Source organism: Serratia sp. HNCC26DJ206 (genome assembly GCF_057180605.1).
The window spans coordinates 31,887-49,139 of sequence record NZ_JBXUGP010000029.1 but is presented as its reverse complement, the minus strand read 5'-3'; the positions used below and the strand labels follow the sequence as shown (position 1 = coordinate 49,139).

Annotated in this window: 16 protein-coding genes and 2 CRISPR repeat arrays (1 of these 18 cut by a window edge); of the genes, 2 read left to right on the top strand and 14 right to left on the bottom strand. The window is 51.1% G+C overall.

Translation table 11 applies throughout. The features are described 5' to 3' along the window. Window positions 1-1,973: a CRISPR direct-repeat array (repeat unit 29 nt; unit sequence CGGTTTATCCCCGCTGGCGCGGGGAACAC); it reaches 191 nt to the left of the window's first position. A gap of 93 nt (window positions 1,974-2,066) precedes the next feature. From cas2e to ubiT, 12 genes are all read right to left on the bottom strand, one after another. Continuing rightward, entirely contained in the window at window positions 2,067-2,351 is a 285-nt protein-coding gene (gene cas2e, locus AC2A1E_RS18780; RefSeq protein ID WP_484385005.1) for a type I-E CRISPR-associated endoribonuclease Cas2e, read from the bottom strand. Beyond that, the gene (cas1e, locus tag AC2A1E_RS18775) at window positions 2,351-3,271 is read right to left on the bottom strand and encodes a type I-E CRISPR-associated endonuclease Cas1e (protein WP_484385004.1); all 921 of its coding nucleotides are present in this window, start codon (window positions 3,269-3,271) and stop codon (window positions 2,351-2,353) included. The genes cas2e and cas1e overlap by 1 nt, the downstream gene beginning before the upstream one ends. A 4-nt stretch (window positions 3,272-3,275) precedes the next feature. Further along, on the bottom strand, window positions 3,276-3,941 hold the full coding sequence (gene cas6e, locus AC2A1E_RS18770; RefSeq protein ID WP_484385003.1) for a type I-E CRISPR-associated protein Cas6/Cse3/CasE: 666 nt from the start codon (window positions 3,939-3,941) through the stop codon (window positions 3,276-3,278). After that, window positions 3,941-4,669 carry a type I-E CRISPR-associated protein Cas5/CasD gene (gene cas5e, locus AC2A1E_RS18765; RefSeq protein ID WP_484385002.1) on the bottom strand — a complete coding sequence of 243 codons (729 nt, stop codon included), beginning with the start codon at window positions 4,667-4,669 and terminating at the stop codon, window positions 3,941-3,943. The genes cas6e and cas5e overlap by 1 nt, the downstream gene beginning before the upstream one ends. Window positions 4,670-4,678: 9 nt before the next feature. Then, complete coding sequence (gene cas7e, locus AC2A1E_RS18760) at window positions 4,679-5,737, bottom strand: type I-E CRISPR-associated protein Cas7/Cse4/CasC (RefSeq protein WP_484385030.1); 1,059 nt, start codon at window positions 5,735-5,737, stop codon at window positions 4,679-4,681. Between the two features lie 20 nt (window positions 5,738-5,757). Next, window positions 5,758-6,348 carry a type I-E CRISPR-associated protein Cse2/CasB gene (casB, locus tag AC2A1E_RS18755; protein WP_484385001.1) on the bottom strand — a complete coding sequence of 197 codons (591 nt, stop codon included), beginning with the start codon at window positions 6,346-6,348 and terminating at the stop codon, window positions 5,758-5,760. Next, on the bottom strand, window positions 6,341-7,915 hold the full coding sequence (gene casA, locus AC2A1E_RS18750; protein ID WP_484385000.1) for a type I-E CRISPR-associated protein Cse1/CasA: 1,575 nt from the start codon (window positions 7,913-7,915) through the stop codon (window positions 6,341-6,343). The genes casB and casA overlap by 8 nt, the downstream gene beginning before the upstream one ends. Window positions 7,916-8,259: 344 nt before the next feature. After that, window positions 8,260-10,911, bottom strand: a complete 2,652-nt coding sequence (cas3, locus tag AC2A1E_RS18745) for a CRISPR-associated helicase Cas3' (protein WP_484385029.1) — start codon at window positions 10,909-10,911, stop codon at window positions 8,260-8,262. 121 nt (window positions 10,912-11,032) lie between these two features. Then, on the bottom strand, window positions 11,033-11,308 hold the full coding sequence (locus AC2A1E_RS18740) for a type II toxin-antitoxin system RelE/ParE family toxin (RefSeq protein ID WP_484384999.1): 276 nt from the start codon (window positions 11,306-11,308) through the stop codon (window positions 11,033-11,035). After that, window positions 11,308-11,499 carry a type II toxin-antitoxin system RelB family antitoxin gene (gene relB, locus AC2A1E_RS18735; protein WP_484384998.1) on the bottom strand — a complete coding sequence of 64 codons (192 nt, stop codon included), beginning with the start codon at window positions 11,497-11,499 and terminating at the stop codon, window positions 11,308-11,310. The genes AC2A1E_RS18740 and relB overlap by 1 nt, the downstream gene beginning before the upstream one ends. Before the next feature lie 77 nt (window positions 11,500-11,576). After that, window positions 11,577-12,032: direct repeats of the CRISPR family, unit length 29 nt; unit sequence CGGTTTATCCCCGCTCGCGCGGGGAACAC. A gap of 176 nt (window positions 12,033-12,208) precedes the next feature. Continuing rightward, window positions 12,209-12,712 carry a GNAT family N-acetyltransferase gene (locus AC2A1E_RS18730; protein ID WP_484384997.1) on the bottom strand — a complete coding sequence of 168 codons (504 nt, stop codon included), beginning with the start codon at window positions 12,710-12,712 and terminating at the stop codon, window positions 12,209-12,211. After that, the gene (gene ubiT / locus AC2A1E_RS18725) at window positions 12,706-13,227 is read right to left on the bottom strand and encodes a ubiquinone anaerobic biosynthesis accessory factor UbiT (RefSeq protein ID WP_484385028.1); all 522 of its coding nucleotides are present in this window, start codon (window positions 13,225-13,227) and stop codon (window positions 12,706-12,708) included. The genes AC2A1E_RS18730 and ubiT overlap by 7 nt, the downstream gene beginning before the upstream one ends. 266 nt (window positions 13,228-13,493) lie before the next feature. Here ubiT and ubiU point away from each other — a divergent pair, with 266 nt between their 5' ends. Both ubiU and AC2A1E_RS18715 read left to right on the top strand, forming a co-directional pair. Continuing rightward, complete coding sequence (gene ubiU / locus AC2A1E_RS18720; protein WP_484384996.1) at window positions 13,494-14,489, top strand: ubiquinone anaerobic biosynthesis protein UbiU; 996 nt, start codon at window positions 13,494-13,496, stop codon at window positions 14,487-14,489. Between the two features lie 11 nt (window positions 14,490-14,500). Continuing rightward, on the top strand, window positions 14,501-15,379 hold the full coding sequence (locus tag AC2A1E_RS18715; protein WP_484384995.1) for a U32 family peptidase: 879 nt from the start codon (window positions 14,501-14,503) through the stop codon (window positions 15,377-15,379). A 178-nt stretch (window positions 15,380-15,557) separates the two neighbouring features. Here AC2A1E_RS18715 and AC2A1E_RS18710 read toward each other — a convergent pair whose 3' ends face one another. Together AC2A1E_RS18710 and AC2A1E_RS18705 are read right to left on the bottom strand one after the other, a co-directional pair. Then, window positions 15,558-16,100 (bottom strand): fimbrial protein, encoded by a 543-nt coding sequence (locus AC2A1E_RS18710; protein ID WP_484384994.1) that lies wholly within the window; start codon window positions 16,098-16,100, stop codon window positions 15,558-15,560. Between the two features lie 13 nt (window positions 16,101-16,113). Then, on the bottom strand, window positions 16,114-17,229 hold the full coding sequence (locus tag AC2A1E_RS18705; RefSeq protein WP_484384993.1) for a fimbrial protein: 1,116 nt from the start codon (window positions 17,227-17,229) through the stop codon (window positions 16,114-16,116). Window positions 17,230-17,253: the final 24 nt, after the last annotated feature.

The following is a 17,253-nucleotide window of genomic DNA, read 5'->3' as shown; positions in this document are numbered from 1 at the left end:
CCCCGCTGGCGCGGGGAACACGACAAAAACATCGTCGCCTGGGTTTATGGTTCCGGTTTATCCCCGCTGGCGCGGGGAACACTGACCAAATCTTTTTTGTTTCGCATGTCCATCCGGTTTATCCCCGCTGGCGCGGGGAACACCACTCGCGGCAGACGGTGTAAGCAATATGAAACGGTTTATCCCCGCTGGCGCGGGGAACACAATGCCTCTTCCGGGGTGATGTATTTTTTCTGCGGTTTATCCCCGCTGGCGCGGGGAACACCCTGACCGGGCGGCGTAGATATCTGCCATCGCCGGTTTATCCCCGCTGGCGCGGGGAACACGGTGCCCATCGTAGGAATGCCACGCGCACGGGCGGTTTATCCCCGCTGGCGCGGGGAACACTAATAGTCAGTTTTAGCAGCGTCGCAGGAACGCGGTTTATCCCCGCTGGCGCGGGGAACACGGGTAGAGCATGAAATTGGTGAAAAACGTCACCGGTTTATCCCCGCTGGCGCGGGGAACACCCTTCAAATCATGGGCCAGCGATGAACTGGCCCGGTTTATCCCCGCTGGCGCGGGGAACACACGACATACCACGCGATGAATACACGCGTGCGCGGTTTATCCCCGCTGGCGCGGGGAACACGGTAAAAAGTTTGATGCATACCATGCCGAGCCCGGTTTATCCCCGCTGGCGCGGGGAACACGGTAAAAAGTTTGATGCATACCATGCCGAGCCCGGTTTATCCCCGCTGGCGCGGGGAACACAGCGCTCGACATTCTCGCGGATCATGTCTCCGCGGTTTATCCCCGCTGGCGCGGGGAACACATGGTTACCCCTTCCTTAATGTCACCCTGGGCCGGTTTATCCCCGCTGGCGCGGGGAACACATAAATGCGGAAAGGTTGTTTTTAGCAAATACCGGTTTATCCCCGCTGGCGCGGGGAACACTGCCGCCTGGCCGATTCAGCGCGAAACGGTGGCGGTTTATCCCCGCTGGCGCGGGGAACACATGCGTTTTTTGGTGTACAGATCGCGGAACTGCGGTTTATCCCCGCTGGCGCGGGGAACACTATTCGCGGACATTCGCGATGAAGAGCATGTGCGGTTTATCCCCGCTGGCGCGGGGAACACGCGAACTGCTCATTGCCGATCCAGTCCATTTTCGGTTTATCCCCGCTGGCGCGGGGAACACGGCACTGGGTACATTCTGACATCAGTATCAGGCGGTTTATCCCCGCTGGCGCGGGGAACACTGATAGTCTGGCTACCTGTCCAGGTGAACAGGCGGTTTATCCCCGCTGGCGCGGGGAACACTTCGGCAGTGACGAACTACATGTTCGCCTGTACGGTTTATCCCCGCTGGCGCGGGGAACACTTTTTTGATCTACTCGCTAGATTTTTGCAAAACGGTTTATCCCCGCTGGCGCGGGGAACACTTGGTGGTACTGGACGACTGGCCCGATTTATCCGGTTTATCCCCGCTGGCGCGGGGAACACTTGACGCACTGAGCGAAGACGGTAAGCACCAGCGGTTTATCCCCGCTGGCGCGGGGAACACGGATTAAACCGGTAACCCGTCACCCCGTTAATCGGTTTATCCCCGCTGGCGCGGGGAACACATATGGTGACATCCGGCTATCTTGGTGGCGGCCGGTTTATCCCCGCTGGCGCGGGGAACACTGATAGATGGCACATTTGATGTGCAGCAATGCCGGTTTATCCCCGCTGGCGCGGGGAACACAAAATTTGTAATGACAGAAGATGAATTTGAGTCGGTTTATCCCCGCTGGCGCGGGGAACACTCTACCGAAGCCTGATATCCGCACGTTAAAAGCGGTTTATCCCCGCTGGCGCGGGGAACACGGTGTTGTCCGTGGCACGAAAGACGGTCAGCGCGGTTTATCCCCGCTGGCGCGGGGAACACTGGCGTGTTCTTAACCCATATAGTGCCTCTGACGGTTTATCCCCGCTGGCGCGGGGAACACTCTAAAACTATATTACTGTTTTATAATACTTTTTTAGACACATTAAAATCTACCAACTTTCCTCATTTTTTAAAGAACGTTAACTCATTGATTTTACGATGGTAAAAAAGACACCAATCTTAATCCATCCAGTTCTACCGGCATACGTCGGTTTTCCCCCCAAGTTTGAAAATCGAAACCAGACTCACTATTTGCAGCCCAAGCCATTACGACGTTACCTGCATCAGCCAACAAGGTGATCTGTTGCCAGATCATTTCTCTCACTTTTCGCGAAGTATCGCCAACATAGACACCTGCTCTGATTTCCAATAACCATACAGCAAGCCGCCCGCGCAAACGCGGTGGTACATTTTCAGTTACCACGACTAACATTCCCATTAGCTGTGACTCCTGTGACCAATATCTCCTAAAGACGCAGGCTCTGGTATCGCTGGGGGTTGTGCATCTTCGTAGGGTTTTGGCACCTCAATCTCGCCAGCAGAAAGTACCTCCTCAATGAGAGGGATCAGCCGCGCCAACGTTTTCTGGCTGCGGAAAATGTCCCGACAAGCTAAACGGACTGTTTTATCAGGAGTGATAGGATGCTGAGCTGCGATTTCAAAAGCTTTAGGGACGACACCTTCGAACTTAATAATATCTGCAATATCATAGACAAATGACAATGGTTTACCGGTATGAACAAAACCAATGGCTGGGGCATAACCTGCTGCCAATACCGCTGCTTCGGTGATGCCATATAAGCAAGAAGTTGCTGCACTAATACACCGATTAACAATATCTCCCTTTTCCCAATCTTTTGGATCGTAACGTCGCCCGTTCCATTTCACCCCATAACGCTGAGCCAACAACACGTAAGTTTGTTTGACACGAGCACCTTCAATACCACGTAACTGTTCTACTGAACGTCGACTCGGTGCAGGCTCACCAAAACGTAATTCAAACATTTTACGTACCACTTTCAGGCGCAATTCTTCATCCAGTGCCAACTTTGCCTGATATAACAAGCGATCGGAACGCGCTCCGCCGGGTTGCCCGCTGGCATACATCCGTACCCCTGCTTCCCCCACCCAAACGAGCAATGTTCCGGTTACTGCAGCAAGCCTCACCGCAGCATGTGAAACTCGAGTACCCGGCTCAAGCATAATACAAGCAATAGACCCCAACGGAATATGGGTACGAATACCGGTTTTATCTATCAGAACGAACGCACCATCAACGACATCTATCTGGCCATATTGCAGAAATATCATTGAAGTGCGGTCTTTCAGCGGGATAGGATTCAGAGGTACATAGCTCATTGACTTATCCTCGCTTGATCATGAATAAACCGCAGCCGAGTGACTTACTTTTCCCTAATCCACTGCAAAGCATGTTCAAAAATGTCTCAGGCTCAGTAACCTTCAAAAAGCCAGAATAATCTACCCAACTAAAAGTGATGGGGTTTTGCCCTTCATGGCGAATAAACCTTTGCTGCTGATGGGCAACAACATTGGATAAATTATTCATATTGGGAACAAGGCCAAATCCTCGTTGTACCCCTTGCTTCACTAACCATTCCTGAGCCGCTTGCTCTTGCAACTCCCACCATTTTTCTGCTGGAACACCCTGTTTTTTGGCGTGAAACTTAGCATCCATCAATACATCACTGCGTTTATTATTACGGGTAACCACCGGATTAGCCCGTAAACAAAAACTCAGGTGCATTCCTTCATTTATCTGTGGAGAAAAAGGTTTGGTTTCAACGTTCAGTAGATTATGGTCTTGTCGCGGTTTATTTTTAGACAACACGTAAAATAACCCTTGTGCCGCAGAATACTCCTGACGGAAGAGGTAATTTCTCTGCTGGTCTTGCGGGAATAATTGCCACAACCACTGATGACAGGCATAGGGCTGCTCAGCACTTAACCACTTTTGCATCATCGCAGCATTTAGCCTGCGCAAATCTAACGTAACGCGTGAAAGAAACATTACTCGTTCCTCCCATATTTACCACAATGCTGTATTCTTGTGGCGAATTGCCAACGCTTGCGGCTAATAGGTTGATCATAACGCTGATGTGACTCAATAAGTTCCATTTGTTCCTCATCCCCTTCCCAGTAACAAATAGCCGCTGAGTTTTTTTCATGGAAGAGTAATGCTAAATCCTCTTCTAAATGCTCTTCAGCCTCACGAAATACCTCCACCAAATTCCCTTCGACGATCTTCGGCGACAATGGCAACGCCAAAGGGCAAGACTTTCGCCCCAAATATAAAGGAAATATGGGCCTCGCTAATGCCTGAGCCAAGATTTCCAACGTTTCCGGTGCATTTAGCGTTTGACTTACCGCAATCAAATAATAAGCGTCACAACGATATTCTCGGGATGAAAGCATTGTCCCTATATCGTCGGGCATGATAGTTAACTCATCACGCCGGGTGTAATAAATACGCTTTTTATTTTCCCTCGGAACATCAATCGTATGGTAATCACGCAACCACTGTTCCCGTGAGGACAGCGGCAACACGGCGAGATGATAATGCTGATTAAATTGATTCAGGCGCTCTTCCTGCTCTCTGGTGATCCCTAAAGCCGCCGCCAGTAATCCTAACAACGCCGAGCGCGTTGGAATCACCTCGGTATGTCTGACCTCGCCAACTGCCGCCGCCCCCCAGGATGCCAAGGGTGCGTACAGCTGGAATAATAGATAACGGGACATACAATCTCCTTATTGGCCGATAAAATCCAACAGTTCCGATAATGACCCTTCTCCAGACTCCACATTTATCACGTAGCGGCGATCTGCACATGCACCATAGGCATGATCGAATTTCTTATATTGTTCTGCTAAGCAGTGAATGGCCTCAGCAACCTGATTATCACTGCGCACCGGATTAAAAAATGCTACCGCAAGAGAGCGCGGCTGTTGTGCCCCAATCTCAGCCAACACATAAGAAGCATAAGCACGTGAAGCAAAACTGTTTTGTTTGCCCGTGGGCGATACCGTGATGGCCGTTTCGGCCAACGCCCTTAGCGTACGTTTAACCAATTCTTCATCGCCATTGAGATTTTTTAATAGCAGATCGCGGCTGATGCAGATATAGCTGTAAAACAACGCGGAAGCAAAGCCCTGCTCCCCCATATGTGCCGAACCGGCGTCCTCTTCTTTGCGGTTTAAATCATCCACCGCAGTAAAGAAATCCTCCTCAATGGTGACAGCACTCACACCTATAGCGTGAGCTACCTGGCAGGCGGCTTCAACATTAAAACCCGGCGTTGACGCCAGCATTCTACCGAATAGCGCGATGTCAACACCGCTGGCCTGCGCCCGTAACAGTTTTAATTCATCTTCCTGCGGCTCTCTGCCTTCCTCTGCTAACAGCGCGACCAACTGATTGATCTGTTGCTGCTCATCCGGGCTGATATGCACCAGTTGCTCAATATCCAGATTGACCAGTTTATCTTTGGGATCTTTTTCATTTTTAAGCTTACCGAACTGCCCTGCTATTTTAGTTGCAATAGCCAACGCTAATTTCTCAGCCACTGCTTTATCCAGCAGCTTTTGATAAACCTCTCGGCCTAAACGGCGAGTGCGCACACCGATATTGCCACTTAATGCCTGTTCAAATTTTTCAGAAATACGCCACGCGCGTTTCAGGCTTTGAGAAGAGACACGCAGGCGCTCCATCCCACCCATAATCGCTGTTTTCGGGCGCCCAGTATCGTCACGGTTTAAATTAGCCGGTGCATAGGCAGTTAATAAATGGATCTGAATAAATGTCGTCATTTTAATATCCTTATTGATAGCTAATTTTTTTCCGCGGCCATTAAATATTCGCTCGACCAACGAACATCATTACGTTTAAACGGGTTGATTTCTAAAGCCTGATGCCCTTGGCGAGCGTGCCACTCTTGCATCCAAAGGAGAATACCATCGGCTAAAGAGGTGATATTTACCCCTTCATCACCACGCAGCTTTACTGCCCGGATTAATTGTGCGCATAACTCTTCAGGCTGCCTAGCCTGTAGTAAGCGATTAAAACGTAATGATGAAAGGCAGGGTTTCCCTTTTAAATCCGCCCCCAATTGTGCCGCAAAGCTCCGCTGATTGTTGATGCGCCGTGCATGTGCTGCTACTGATGCAAAGATCGCCAGAGCTAAAATATCGCTCTGCTTAACTTCCAGCACCTTCTCCAGTTTATTGAGTAAAGCACGGTAGCCTTGAGTGGTAATAACCTGATAAATACTTTTCGCACGCCGTAATTCGGCACGCCAAACGCGCCCATTAAAAGGTTTACTATGGTCACGCTGCTGTAAGTCATTAAACCACCCATTCACGATATCTTTAGCGGCCTGGCTGTAAATGACCAATTCCTGACTTGTATTGCTATCAAGCATCTTGTACCTCCTTGCTGATCACCATCAACGATTTGAGTTCCTTCAACACTTTTTGTTTGTTGTACTCTTTATCCAGCCGACGTCGTGCGCTGAGAACACGCAGGAGTTCTGGTGCAGAATCAGGGTTGGCAAGGGTTTTGGTATCAAACATGCCGAAGATATGCTGATATAACGCCGTGCTCCAACTCAGCAACGCGTCACAGGTCTGCGGTAACTGCCGATGGGGATCCTGCACTAAATAGGGTAATAGAGTGCGGAAATAACCCTCGGTTTCCTGCCAATAGGCAATATCAACGGCGCTGAAATCTCCTTTAGCCTCTTTTGGCGTATTAAACCAGGCTTCTTTCAGTGCCATGCGTAATAACGATAAACCACCAGAAGCCAAGCTAATCACTAACTCGATCGTCTCTACCAAAACAGGGGCATCTGTTGTGGTCGCCACCAGCAGCGGCAAACGATGCTGATACCAGCAACGCGCCTTCGCATTGTCCATATCATAACCAAAGCACCAGAGACCGGTTTTCTCTCTAACCCTGCGCCCGGTGATGATTTGTTCCTGCACCACTTTAGCCGGTAGAGTCCGGTTGAATTTATCCTCGCCGCCTAACACCAAACCGAGCCAATCCTTGTAAGCTAAGCCACCCGGCTGCCCTTTTAATGCCAGCAGCGGAGAGCCATCCTTCAAAGCCTGACGGTAGGGGGATAACGGATGTATCCATCCGTCATACTGTACGCCATAATTTTTATTGCGTATTTGCGTCAGCAAGGCAGCATTTTCCTCGCCACAAATATCGCAATAACCTGGTTCAATTTGGCTAAAGTCGATCTCAACACGCCGTGGCATCCCCCAATAAGCCTGTAGCGGATGGGAGTTTTCCGGCGTTACGCTATTGCCAGCCTTTTCACTGGAACGGGTTGCCACAAGCCAAGGGAAAATTAGCGGTAAATCTGCCGCTGTTGGCCGTTTTTCCTGCGGGATTACGTTAAGCCAGAGCTTTTGCCACAACGGGCGATTGGCGTTTTGCGGCATCATCAGCGTGGTCATCGGCCCGCCACCGCGCATGCTGGTACGAAACCCCGCGCCAGCCGCCGGAGAATTGGTTTGCACCGTGAACAGGGCCATTGCGGCACAGTGGGGGCAGATATGTTGGTAATAACTGCGTTTAACGAAATGATCTTTGTTGAGTTTGAGCGTATTACCGCCAGGGGAATCAATGAACAGGCCAGAAATTGGCGAGTGGTCGGTTTCCAACGTGGTGAAGTCCTGCAAAAAGGCCGGTTTCTCTGGGCCGAACTGCATGGCGCATTCCACCATCGCTAATGCCTGTGGCCATAATTGGGTGTCAAATCCATGCTCCCAAATCTCTTCCCAATCCTCTTCATCTTCTGGCGCATAGGTGGTCTGTAACAAGCCAATCAAGAACTGATAGGCTGCCCCCTGAAAATCAGCACGGGGATAAGCAAGATCGATGATGTCATCATCGGCTAACTGCAGTGGAGAAATCTTCTGATGCTGCCCGGCTTTGTTAATGACCGGTAACCAAGGTTCTTTCACAAGTGAAAACATCACAACCTCCATATTGTTGCCCCTTCCCTGGGGCCGTATGCTAGTTTTTCTTACCTTTCAGAGTGATAGTCGCTTTTTTACAGGGTGTTCTGACCTGACCTTTATCGACCAATTCTCGTAACCTGTATTAACGGGGTCCATTTCAGTATCCCTGCTATAACCACACAATACATGGTGTAAAATAATTACAAGATTGCAGATTTAGAATAAACCATAATTTATTTTATTCTTGTCAGGATTTTATCAATACACTAGCCTGTCGGCGCTAAAACATGCGCTCCCCGCGTCAGCGGGGATAAACCTATTGCTGATTCAAAAAAAACCGTTCCCCGCGTCAGCGGGGATTAACCCAAAAGCCCCTGCGTTTTACTGTAATAACTGGCCTCACGCTCCAGTAATAGCACTATTCCTGCAAATACATGGTTCTGCGTTTTAAAACGCTCCAGTTCATCCTCTGCTAGCTGCGGCAATGCTTTACAATGCTGACGCCACCAGCTTTCACGCACCTGAAGGCGGCTTTTTTCCCATGGGAAGTCATCAACATCGGCATAAGGTACGATCTCACCGCCTTTGCGGTAAGCAAGATAGATATCAAGAGAAGGCTCACTCAGGCGAGTGGATATATCGACAGCATCGCTCCAGAGCGTATCGCTAGCCCGGCGATCGTACCCTTTATCCAAAGATAAAAGACTTTGCCCGGCAGCCGCCCGGTTGCTCATCAATTTACCCAATACTTTATTTGAGATATCCACCAGTTCTGTGGGTGCATCCAGCACCTCGGCGTAGACGCTTTCTACCATCGTCCTGGCCTGTTCGGGCATGATAATGGCACCCAACTCGCGCAATACCGCCTGAGTACGCCATAAGCAGGCATGATCGGCATAAACATAACCGGTATTACGCAAGGTGTCGCCCAACCAGCCCGCAGTGGCCTCGGGTTGCCATTCGGGAGCCAGAATTGATAATACGGGGGCTGGCCGCTCATCAGGTAATGCTGATTTACATTGGCCACCACTGTCACGAATATGGCGCTGCAAACGCCCCGCACGCTGAATAAGCAAATCTATAGGAGCCAAATCGGTGAGCATAATATCCAGATCGATATCCAAGCTTTGTTCAATTACTTGGGTGGCAATTAATACTTTGCCACGCCGTAAATCAGGTTGCGCATGTTTACCAAACCAGTTCAACGCATTCTGCTCAATCTGCATTCGATCGATAAAAGCGAAACGACTATGAAATAACAGCAGGTTTTCTGATGGGATATTGCCACGCTCTTGCAATTGACGAAAAACCAGAATGGCGTCATCAACGCTGTTACGTATCCAACATATACAGCGCTGCTCTTTTACCGCTTGTTCAATCATGACAATGGCTTCATCCAACTGTGTCAGCCAGTTTACTTGCACACAACGTTTTACTTCTTCACGGGTTGCTACCGGCATTTCATTCAAACCACTGCTGCCTAAATAAGAAAACCAGGGGTAACCCGCTTGCGGATCTAATACTGGTACTTCACGTTCAGCACCTCTGGCGAATGCTCTTAGCAACTTTTCCCGGAGATCAAGAGGCAGGGTTGCACTTAAAATAATAGCGCTCCCACCTTGTGCTGCATGGCAAGACAATAGCCCTTCCAGCAACCGCACCATGTAACTGTCGTAGGCATGCACTTCATCAAGTATCAGGACTTTGTTAAATATCCCAACCAATCGTAGCGACTGGTAACGAAACGGCATTACGGCCATCAGCAGTTGATCTAATGTCCCCACGCCAACTTCCGCTAATAACGCTTTCTTACGCGAGTCAGCAAACCAGATATTGCATTCACTACTGGCACTCGATTCTGTTTGCCCATAATGCCCCTGCCCCTCATTGTCAGCCTGCCAGACCGATTGGTTGAATGCCTCCGACATTTTGCTAGCACCATGAGCCAATACCAATGAAGGACGCGTTTGTGGTTGAAACAGAGCGCGATAAGCATCAGCAAGGCGCTGATACATGGCATTAGCGGTCGCCATTGTGGGGAGCCCAACATAAAGACCATCAGCCTGCGTCTGAGCCATTAAACGGTGTGCTAAAATCAGTGCAGCTTCCGTTTTCCCGGCACCGGTGACATCCTCCAAAATCATCAACTGGGCACCAGCAACATCAATTTCCAAATCACAGGCAAGTTGCTGCAGTGGTGTCAGTTGATGAATAAACGGAAACAGATCTTTATGCCCATTGAAATTGCTGACAACAGCAGATACAGGTAAAGCCGCAATAGCGGTTTGCGCTCTCTGCTGCGCATGTAACCAATATTCTGGTAATGGCATTACGGCAGCAGTAAAAGGGAAATAATGTTGGTTAGAACCCAGCCAGTCAGATAGTACTGATAACCCTGCTAGAGCCCAGCTCTGTTTTTTTAAATTCTTACGCCATTCTTTATCGGAAAATTGTTGAGGGAATGTAGTCCATTGGAATATTTCTCGTACATCATGCAAATACAGTTCTGCCGCTTGTAAGTCTTCAGGGGTAAATGCTAGAGATCCTCTCACTGAAGCATCAGGCGGAATACCGTGATGACCAGTGACAATTTGCAGCCAAATATGCAGGCTATTTCTCCACTGTTTTTTATTTTCTGCCCCAGGAAACAGCGAGATGTCATCCTCCAACCAACGCTTCTGTATATGTTCGTTCCACAGCCAGAATCCCAAAGAGTCATGACGTGCTGTATAATTCTTGCCAGCGGGTGGAACTAAAGCAGGGTGTTGGTAAAGTTGCTGGAAGCCGCGAGCAAATTTACCGATATCATGCATCGTTAAAAAATAGGCAAACCAACTGGCAGCATCCTGGCGTGAAAACCCTAACGCTCTTAAGATATCAGCGGAATGATATCTATTCTCCATGACTAACTGATAGCCACAGGCTGCAACATCAAGACAGTGATACACTAACAGGTGGTAATCATCACCAGAGTCACTATCGGGTTTACGAGCCTTTCCCCAATATCGCATATATGTAGCACTATCGCTTGGCCTCACGATAACTCCCTTTATCGTTTATTACTTGATGATAGCGAAATTTCCATTTCCATCTTTCTCCATGTATGAAGTTAATATCTATTATTTGTAGAAATTAAGGATATTCCTGACGGGCGTGCAAGACATCAAGTACTTCAATACAATCGGCCAGTACTCGGTATACAACGATATAGTTAGGGTGAGCGAAAATTTCTCGTGTACCAAGAACTCTGCCCGGGCGAAAAATATAGGGATGGTCTGTTGCCGGGAGAATTGAGTCTTCAATGCGATGCAGTAAAGACTCTGCAGCGAAAGCGTTTTGTTCGGCAATAAATCTGATTAATGCGTAGAGCGCGGTTTTAGCATCGTCAGTCCATTTGACCGGCAGCATTAGGCCTGTTTCCTTTTTGCTTTAGCCTCTTCGACAATTTTCCATGCACCCGCCATCACTTCATCATGAGGGATTCTGGGTTTGGTGCTGTTCATCGCAGCTTCAACTTTGGCACGGAACCAGCGATCATAGCTGTCTGCCTGTTCCTGCGTTTCAAACTCTGACACGATAGGGGACAGTTTTGTTGTCATAGTGTCTTACTCTGTATCCTGCTGACCTTTTGACCAGTATAGCCTGTTCTGCTATGCAGACCAAGCCATGAGAAGTCTGGTTAATCCCCGCTGACGCGGGGAACACAGGCCTGCGCCGGTATAGTTGCCGCCGTAGTGCGGTTTATCCCCGCTCGCGCGGGGAACACGTTTTGCGCTGGACAGCACTGAGGATAGATAACGGTTTATCCCCGCTCGCGCGGGGAACACTCGTCCACGGCAATCCCCCGGGAGGTGAAGAACGGTTTATCCCCGCTCGCGCGGGGAACACCTGAAGGCTATCGGCTAATCGACGGTGAAACACGGTTTATCCCCGCTCGCGCGGGGAACACACGGTAGCCAGTGCATAACATTCCATTCATGGCGGTTTATCCCCGCTCGCGCGGGGAACACTTCAGTCGGAGTGCTAGGGTTACTGCTGCCACCGGTTTATCCCCGCTCGCGCGGGGAACACCCCAATAACAGCAGCAAAAACCAGTGCAATCGCGGTTTATCCCCGCTCGCGCGGGGAACACTCTAAAAATATACATTTGAATTTCATGAAGTTTATTTCAATGTGAAAATTAACCAAATTTTCAGCGATATTTTAAAGAGCATTAGCAGGATAAAAAATAATGAAGGTAAAAACTAACGAGGAGAGATGTAAGAATTAACCACAGAGAGGAACCCTCTCCGTGGTAATAGCATGATATTAAAACCGATCAAAGGGTGCCGAATACGCCACCAGCCCATTAACATCATTCAGGGCGTCTTCTGCCAGCGGGTAAACCTGAAATGCCTCTTCCGTACCAGGCCAACGGCAGTGCAGATCATACTGGGCGGCAGTTTTGAAACCGAAACGCCCGTAGTAGGCCGGATCGCCCAGCACCACGACTGCGGCATAGCTGAACTCGTTCAGCGCATCCAGCCCTTCGTATATCAGTTTTTCACCCAAACCCTGGCGGCGCAGGCTTTCATCAACCACCAGCGGCGCAAGCCCTACCCACTGGCGATCAACGCCCGCAACATCAACCGGGCTAAAGGCCGCATAGCCAACCACACCGCCTTCATCGTCGGTGGCGACAATGCCCAGCGTCAGCAGGCCATCTTCACGCAGTTGCTGCACGAGATCGGCTTCGTCATCACGCCCGAAAGCCCTGCGCAGCAAGGCATCAATGCCCGCTGCATCCACCGGGATCTCAACGCGGATCAACATGGCTGCGGCACACGGGAGGATTGCACCGTGCCCTCCTGCAAACCTGCTTCAATAAAAGCCGCCAGTTGCAGCAGGCCAACGCGCAGCGGCGCAGGCATGGCATCCAGATCGATGGCGTCCATCAGATTTTTTACATACAGGCCCAATTCGGTATCTCCTTCAATCCGCAGCCGACGCTGGAAAAACAGCGTATCGGGATCTTGCTTACGCGCTGCAATCAACACCAGATCGTTGGCATCGCCGCTAAAGCTGACATCCGCTTCCGCCTGTTGGCTTACCACCAGCCTGCCGTTATCAACCGTCATAAACCATTGCAGCGCCAGATCGCGCACTTCGATTTTCAGCCAACGCGACTCGAGAAACTCTAAATCTCCGTCCGCCAGCGCCTGACGAAACTGCCAACCCAGCACCTGTTCCAGAAGCTGGCGCTGTAGAGCAAACGGCGTGAATTTTAGTGGCACGCGCAGCAGCGACGGCCCCTGACGCACAATGCGTGCCCGTAGTTTTTCCAACACTGTCATTCACTCCTTTCAACTCAATCTGAGCCTATTTTGCCACATTGATGCACTGCGTAACCGGTCTATATCAACAAATAGTGCAATTAACATTCGCAGCCACCTTTCTATCAATACGCCAGAAACTGCCTCAAATCAAAACCTGTTGGCGGCAGGTTGACTAAAATTATCCCCCCGTTGACATCATTGCCAAGCGAGAAATTGCCCGGCAACCATTATCGCAGCGTATGCCTGGCCTGGCATACGGCTGAATCAGGATTAAATCTATGGAGCTGCTTTGCCCTGCCGGTAATCTGCCGGCCTTGAAAGCTGCGGTGGATAATGGCGCAGATGCCGTTTACATCGGCTTGAAAGACGATACCAACGCACGCCACTTCGCCGGGCTGAATTTTACCGAGAAGAAGCTGCAAGAAGCGGCCGATTACGTGCATCGGCATGGGCGCAAACTGCATATTGCCATCAACACCTTTGCCCACCCCGATGGCTACGCCCGCTGGCAGCGCGCCGTGGATATGGCGGCGCAACTGGGGGCCGATGCGCTGATCCTGGCCGACCTGGCGATGCTGGAATACGCCGCGCAGCGCTATCCACAGGTCGAGCGCCACGTTTCGGTGCAGGCTTCCGCCACCAATGAAGAAGCCATCCGTTTTTATCAACGCCACTTCGATGTGGCACGCGTGGTGCTGCCACGGGTGCTGTCGATGCATCAGGTCAAACAGCTTTCGCGTACCAGCCCGGTGCCGCTGGAAGTGTTCGCGTTTGGCAGCCTGTGCATCATGGCCGAAGGGCGCTGTTATCTCTCTTCCTACCTGACCGGTGAGTCGCCCAATACCGTGGGGGCCTGCTCTCCCGCGCGCTTTGTGCGCTGGCAACAGACGCCACAGGGGATGGAATCACGCCTCAATGACGTGCTGATCGACCGTTATCAGGATGGCGAAAACGCCGGTTACCCAACGTTGTGCAAAGGCCGCTACCGGGTGGATAACGTGCTCTATCACCCGTTGGAAGAACCCACCAGCCTGAATACGCTGGAACTGTTACCGGAGCTGTTTGCCGCCAATATTGCCTCGGTGAAGATCGAAGGCCGCCAGCGCAGCCCGGCGTATGTCAGCCAGGTGGCGCGCGTCTGGCGGCAGGCGATCGATCGCTGTAAAGCCAACCCGGCCACCTATCAGGCCGATGCCGCCTGGATGGAAACCCTCGGTGCAATGTCCGAAGGCACTCAAACCACGCTCGGCGCGTATCACCGCAAATGGCAGTAGCAGGAGGAACCATGAAATACGCCTTAGGCCCGGTGCTCTACTACTGGCCCAAAAACGATATCGAGACTTTTTATCAGCAGGCCGCCAGCAGCAGCGCCGATATTATATATCTTGGCGAGAGCGTCTGCACCAAACGGCGCGAGATGAAAGTGGGTGACTGGCTGACGCTGGCGCAAGAGATCGCAAAATCCGGCAAGCAGGTGGTGATCTCCACCCTGGCGCTGCTGCAAGCGCCTTCAGAACTGAACGAACTGAAGCGCTATGTGGAAAACGGCGAGTTCCTGATCGAAGCCAACGATCTCGGCACGGTGAATATGGCCGCCGAGCGCGGTTTGCCGTTTGTCGCCGGGCATGCCCTTAATTGCTACAACGCCTACACGCTGCGCCTGTTGCATAAACAGGGCATGACGCGTTGGTGTATGCCGGTGGAGCTTTCCCGCGATTGGTTGGTGAACCTGCTAAACCAATGCGAAGAGCTAGGGTTCCGCCAGCAATTTGAAGTGGAAGTGCTGGGCTACGGCCATCTGCCGTTGGCTTACTCCGCGCGTTGCTTTACCGCTCGCTCAGAAAACCGCGGCAAGGACGAATGCGAAACCTGCTGTATCAAATATCCGCAGGGGCGAATGGTCAATTCGCAGGAAAATCAGCAGGTATTCGTGCTGAACGGCATTCAAACCATGAGCGGTTACTGCTACAACCTGGGTAATGAGTTGGTCGGGATGCAGGGGTTGGTAGATATTGTGCGCCTGTCGCCGCAGGGGGCAGAGACGCTGACGATGCTCGATCGCTTCCGCGCCAACCAGCAGGGAACCCAGCCGCTGGCGCTAACCGATCATGCGGAGTGCAACGGTTACTGGCGGCGGGTGGCCGGGTTGGAGCTGGTGCAATAGCCTTTGGAATGACCTAAATGCCAAAGGTGGTGCCCCTCTTCCTGCGGGAGTAGGCCGGGATGAGGGGTTTTAATGCGGTGATACTCACCTCACCCTAGCCCTTTCCCCAAAGGAGAGAGGGCTGGTTAGCTCTAACTGGCAAGAGGCTTTTTTCCCCTGATCTTGAAAAGCACGCGGCTCAATCGTAGGAGATATTGAACTGTATGGTGCTTTTCACTTTACCAGGCGTGGCTTGCCCGGTGGCGTAATACTCATAGGCAATATCACACTGGCTCTGGTTATTGACAATGACTGCGCAACCAACGCGCGGGCTGGTGCGCAGATCCAGCGGCGTGTCATTCATCAACAGCCTGATTTCGACGTTCTGGGCTTCGCCAGTCAGGGTATTGACCAGATTACCGGTCTCCGCACTGACGGTGCCGCCATTGTTCAGCGTGATATACGGGGTATAACCGTTAGTACAGCGCGCCCCGCCCAAATGGATACTGCCTTGGGTACGACCATGGGTCATCCCTGGGCTATTCAGGTTCCCCATATACACCTGCGGCAACAGCCAATCGTAGGTTTTGTGCTCTTGCCCTTCTATGCTGTCGAAATAACAGGTGGCGAGCTTGATCGAACCCGTCACATTCAGCACACCGGTGGAAGAAGCCTGCACGCTCGCGGCGCAGCAGAACAGCACCAATAGAGAGAAGAGCCTCAACGTATTCGCTATATGCATTTCACGCTCCCGATCACTGATAGGTGATCATAAACTCGATTTGAGCATCAGCCTTGCCCGCCCGGATCGGGGCGGCGGTCTGAATATACGTGGCCTTAACCCCCAAACTGTAATCACTGCCGCGATCTTCAAGGAAGGTTATATAGTTGGCCAGATCGATATCCTGATTGAATTTGGCTACCTGATAATTACCGTTTTCCTGTTTGAAGCTCAGTTGCACTCCAACACCCGCCGCAGCATCACCTGCTTCAACATTCAGCTTCGAAATTCCCTGTTCTGCATTTTCGAAGCCATTGCGTGGCGTCAGTTTGATGCTGACGATATTGGGCTTGAATACGCTGTAGGAGGTCCGACCATAGAAGGCAGGACAGCCCGAAAGGACAATCTGTGTCTCGGCGCTACCGGCCGTGCTGCCGACGCCATTGAACTCATCCGGGTAGTGTTCACCAAGCGGCAGGTAATAGTTACTGCCCACGTTACAGGTGGCCGGGATCACCGTCAGACTGCCGCTGATCGACGTTTTCTGATAGACAAAACTCTCACCATTGCCATTCAGTGCCGTCTCAAAGGTGGGCAAATTACTTCTACCGATAATGCCACTGCCGACGTTGTTGGCGGTTTTGATAAATTCAATATTAAAGCTGACCGAGGCATCACTCTGGCTGGTGAAGTTGAAAATGCTGGCGCTGCTGGTGGAGAAATAGGCAGGGAGGCTGCCTGGGATCAGCAAACGTGCGCTGCCACCGTCGGGGGTGCCCTGCCACAGCGCCACCCCAATGCCGGGAATATTGGTATTGAACACGAACGGAAACGTGGAGTCACTGTAGCTGGATTGACCATAAGGCGTGCTGGTGAAGTTACTGACCAGATCATAGATCCCCGCCTGGCACAGCAATTTGGCGCCGTTACCACTGGTTTGGATCCGCTGGGAATAGATCACGCTACCGATCGGTAAATCTTCCCCTACGGTCACCGAGCCACCGATAGTCAAGCGGGTATCGAGTGGTAAAGAAATAGCGGAACTGCTATCCCATTCACAACCTGGGCTCGCCGCTAACGCACTTTGTGCATATAAGCCTGCACAGAGTATCAACGATACCACCACTCCTGACGCGATTCTTGTTTTCATCTGTTTTCTCATTAACCTTGGCGC